Source organism: uncultured Fenollaria sp., assembly GCF_934202865.1.
In the GTDB taxonomy this organism is placed as follows: Bacteria; Bacillota; Clostridia; order Tissierellales; family Peptoniphilaceae; genus Fenollaria.
In genome coordinates this window covers 1-3,743 of sequence record NZ_CAKPYL010000077.1, presented here as the reverse complement: position 1 = coordinate 3,743, position 3,743 = coordinate 1, and the positions used below count along the sequence as shown (strand labels likewise).

Annotated in this window: 5 protein-coding genes; all 5 read right to left on the bottom strand. The window is 36.0% G+C overall.

All coding sequences use genetic code 11. The features are described 5' to 3' along the window. Nucleotides 1–168: 168 nt before the first annotated feature. Complete coding sequence (gene rsxA, locus Q0E71_RS06555; RefSeq protein WP_294797194.1) at nucleotides 169–744, bottom strand: electron transport complex subunit RsxA; 576 nt, start codon at nucleotides 742–744, stop codon at nucleotides 169–171. Then, complete coding sequence (rsxE, locus tag Q0E71_RS06550) at nucleotides 745–1,338, bottom strand: electron transport complex subunit RsxE (protein WP_294797192.1); 594 nt, start codon at nucleotides 1,336–1,338, stop codon at nucleotides 745–747. A 9-nt stretch (nucleotides 1,339–1,347) separates the two neighbouring features. Continuing rightward, nucleotides 1,348–1,911 (bottom strand): RnfABCDGE type electron transport complex subunit G, encoded by a 564-nt coding sequence (locus tag Q0E71_RS06545; RefSeq protein WP_294797190.1) that lies wholly within the window; start codon nucleotides 1,909–1,911, stop codon nucleotides 1,348–1,350. Then, nucleotides 1,908–2,864 carry an RnfABCDGE type electron transport complex subunit D gene (locus Q0E71_RS06540; protein WP_294797188.1) on the bottom strand — a complete coding sequence of 319 codons (957 nt, stop codon included), beginning with the start codon at nucleotides 2,862–2,864 and terminating at the stop codon, nucleotides 1,908–1,910. The genes Q0E71_RS06545 and Q0E71_RS06540 overlap by 4 nt, the downstream gene beginning before the upstream one ends. 9 nt (nucleotides 2,865–2,873) lie before the next feature. After that, nucleotides 2,874–3,743 (bottom strand): RnfABCDGE type electron transport complex subunit C (locus tag Q0E71_RS06535; RefSeq protein ID WP_294797186.1); only part of this gene is annotated, 870 nt, incomplete at its 5' end.

Genomic DNA, 3,743 nt, shown 5'->3' with positions numbered 1-3,743 from the left:
CCGCAAGCACCGCAGTTAGCTCCTGGTAGTGCAGATAAAACTTTATCTACAGTTGGATCTAGCTTTACTTCAAATACTTTTGAAGCGATTGATAATAAAACCGCAAATATTAAGCCTATGATACCACAGACTGCTATAGGTATTAAATATACTTCCATATTCTACCTCCTATACTAGTCCTGAGAAGCCCATGAACGCGATAGACATAAGTCCAGCTGCGATTAGTGCAAGAGGCATTCCCTTAAGTGGTTCAGGTACATCAACAAGTTCAAGCTTTTCTCTTAGTGAAGAAAGTAGTATTAGTGCTAAGCCAAAACCAAGTGATGCGCCAATAGCGTTTGTGATTACTTCAAAAATGTTATAATCACTTTGAATGTTAAGTATAGCAACACCAAGTACCATACAGTTTGTTGTGATTAGTGGTAAGAACACACCCATCGCTCCATAAAGTGCTGGAGATATCTTCTTTATAACCATTTCAACGAATTGTACAAGTGACGCTATGATAAGTATAAACACAATTGTTTGTAAATATCCTAAGTTAAATGGGTTAAGTAATAGTATTTGTACATAATAAGTAATGATTGAAGCAAGTGTAACAACGAATGTAACTGCAACACTCATACCTGTAGCTGTCTCTACCTTACTTGAAACGCCAAGGAACGGACAAATTCCTAGGAATTGAGCGAAAACGTAGTTGTTTACAAAAATTGTAGAAATCAAAATCTTAAATATTGTTCCCATCTAGTTTTCCTCCTTTTTCTTCTTCAATAAGTAAATGTTAAAGATGGCTACGAATATACCTAGAACAATGAATGCTCCTGGAGGAAGCACGAATAAACTAGCTCCTTGGAAGATTTGTTTGCCCCAGATTGATCCAGCGCCAATTAATTCTCTAACAAAACCTAATGCGCATATTGCGATAGCATATCCTAGACCAGATGCTAAACCATCTATTATTGAGTAGAAAACATTGTTCTTTGATGCAAAGCTTTCAGCTCTTGCAAGTATCATACAGTTAACTACAATAAGCGGAATGAATAAGCCTAGTTGCTTATACATATCTGGTAAATATGCGTGTAATACTAAGTCTATAATAGTAACGAATGTTGCTATGATAACTATATATATAGGTATTCTTATCTTTGAAGGAATAATCTTTCTTAACAAAGAAATGAAAAAGTTTGAAAGGATTGTAACTATCATTACAGCAACTGCCATTGTAACAGAGTTTTTAAGAGTACTAGAGATGGCAAGTACTGAGCATAGACCAACTAATTGTGATAATATTGTATTATTATCAATTAAGCCTTCTTTAAATATTTTTGATATCTTCATCTCGCACCTCTACTTTAACTTACTTAAAGCGTCAATTGCTTGATTAACAGCTTCTACAGTTGCTCTTGAAGAGATTGTTGAGCCTGATATAGCTTGTATTTCTTCTCCAGAAGCAGTCTTAGATAAAACTAGTTCATTGCTTGCATCTTTGCCAACAAATAAATCTTTGAACTCATCATTTTCAATTCTATCACCTAATGATGGTGTTTCTTTGTGAGATAAAACAAGTATCTTAGTAATCTTATCTTCTGCAACGCCTGTTAATATAACAACGTCTCCGCCATAACCTGATCCAGAAGTTTTGAATGTGTATCCTATAACTGAACCATCTTTTTTCGCTTCGTATATGTCTTGAATCTTTTTATTTTCACTCTTTAAGCTTTCAAGTTTTGCTGCATCAAGCTGATCAAAGCTATCAGCATCTGGAATTAATTCTTTAAAAGCAGTTTGAGTTTCTTCATATTCCCTTTGGTCTATGATAGGCTTAGTCAAACTGTTTGTGTAAGATAAAACTCCACCTGAGAAAGCTGCAATGATGAATAATATTAAACCAAGTTTTAATGTTTCTTTCATTTGCTCTTAACCTCCCCAAATACCTTAGGTGTAGTTAATGACTCGATTAATGGTGTAGCAGTGTTCATAAGTATGATTGCATATGAAACGCCTTCTGCCATACCGCCATATATTCTGATTATAGCAGTGATTAGACCGCAGCCTATAGCAAATATGATTCTACCATTAGGTGTTACAGGACATGTAACGAAGTCTGTTGCCATGAAGAAGGCTCCTAGTATAAGTCCTCCACCAAGTATATGGTATGGCAATAAACTTATGTCAACGCCAAATGCTAGTAATAATACTGCTGTAGTTAAAATATATAGGCAAGGTATTTTCCAATCAATAACTTTCTTTACTATTAAGTAGATTCCGCCAAGAATCAATAGTATAGAACATGTTTCACCTATAACTCCACCGATGTTACCAATTGCCATATCCATAAGTGATGGCAATTCAGCTGTTGTACCTGCCTTCATTAGTTGAAGTGGTGTAGCTGATGCTACTCCGTCAGGTGTGATGTAATTAGTAATTAGTCCTGGCCAAGATGCCATGATAGCTGCTCTTGCTCCAAGTGCTGGGTTCATAAAGTTTGAACCGATTCCACCGAAGATTTGTTTTACTATGCATATAGCAAAGAAACCGCCAAATACTGGCATCCACCATGGTGCACTTGCTGGTAAGTTAAATGCTAATAAAATTCCTGTAATTACAGCCGATAAATCGCTAACTGTAACTTTCTTTTTGAATAGCTTTTGCATAAGTACTTCTGCTACAACGCATGAAGCTACTGATACTACTGTTAGCATTAAAGCATTCATGCCGAAAAAGTAGATACTTGCTGCTAATGCTGGTAGTAATGCTATGATAACGTCTAGCATCATCTTTTGAGTAGTATCCTTAGAACGCAAATATGGAGCTAAGCTTACTCTATAAAGCTTTTCTTCTTGTAAATTTTTATTTGTTTCCATATTTCCCTCCTATCTAGATCTTCTTAGAGATTGTTTTATCTCTCTCTTTGCTACTGAAATTCTTTCAGCTAAGAATCTCTTTGCAGGACAAACATATGAACAAGATCCGCATACTATACAGCTTTGAGCGTTGTATTTGTCGCACATCTTTAAGTTGCCAAGCTCTTGATATTTAGAGATATAAAGTGGCATTAAGTGTACTGGACAAGCTTCTACGCACTTACCGCATTTGATGCATTGGCTTTCTTCTTCATCTTTATAGTCGCTATCAGTTAACAGGATTATACCTGATGTGTTCTTAGATATAGGTGTATCTAATGAATATTGAGCGACACCTGTCATTGGTCCACCAACTATAACTTTTGTAACATCGCCATTGAAGCCGCCAGCTTGTTCAACTAGGTCTCTGATAGATGTTCCAACATATGCGTTGATGTTCTTAGGTGTTTTTACTCCGTTACCTGTAACTGTAACTACTCTCTTATGTGATACGTGACCAAATGTTACTGCATCGTAGATGGCTACGAAGGTACCAACATTACTTACAAATGTATTAACATTCTTAGTTCTTCCTCCTTGAGGAACTTTTCTGCCTAAGATTGAGTCAACCATTCTATAAGCGTCCCCTTGAGGGAATTTAGTTTTAAGTACTGCTACTTTGATGAACTTGTCATCTTTTAATTTTTCTTCTAGTAGGTCTATAGCGTCTTGTTTATTATCTTCAATTCCTATGTAAGCACTGCTAACATTAAGATATTTCATAACTATCCTAAGGCCGCCTATCATTCTGTCTGAATATTCAAGCATCATTCTGTGGTCACATGTCAAGAACGGCTCGCATTCAGCAGCATTGATGATTATAGTGTCTATGGTGCCATC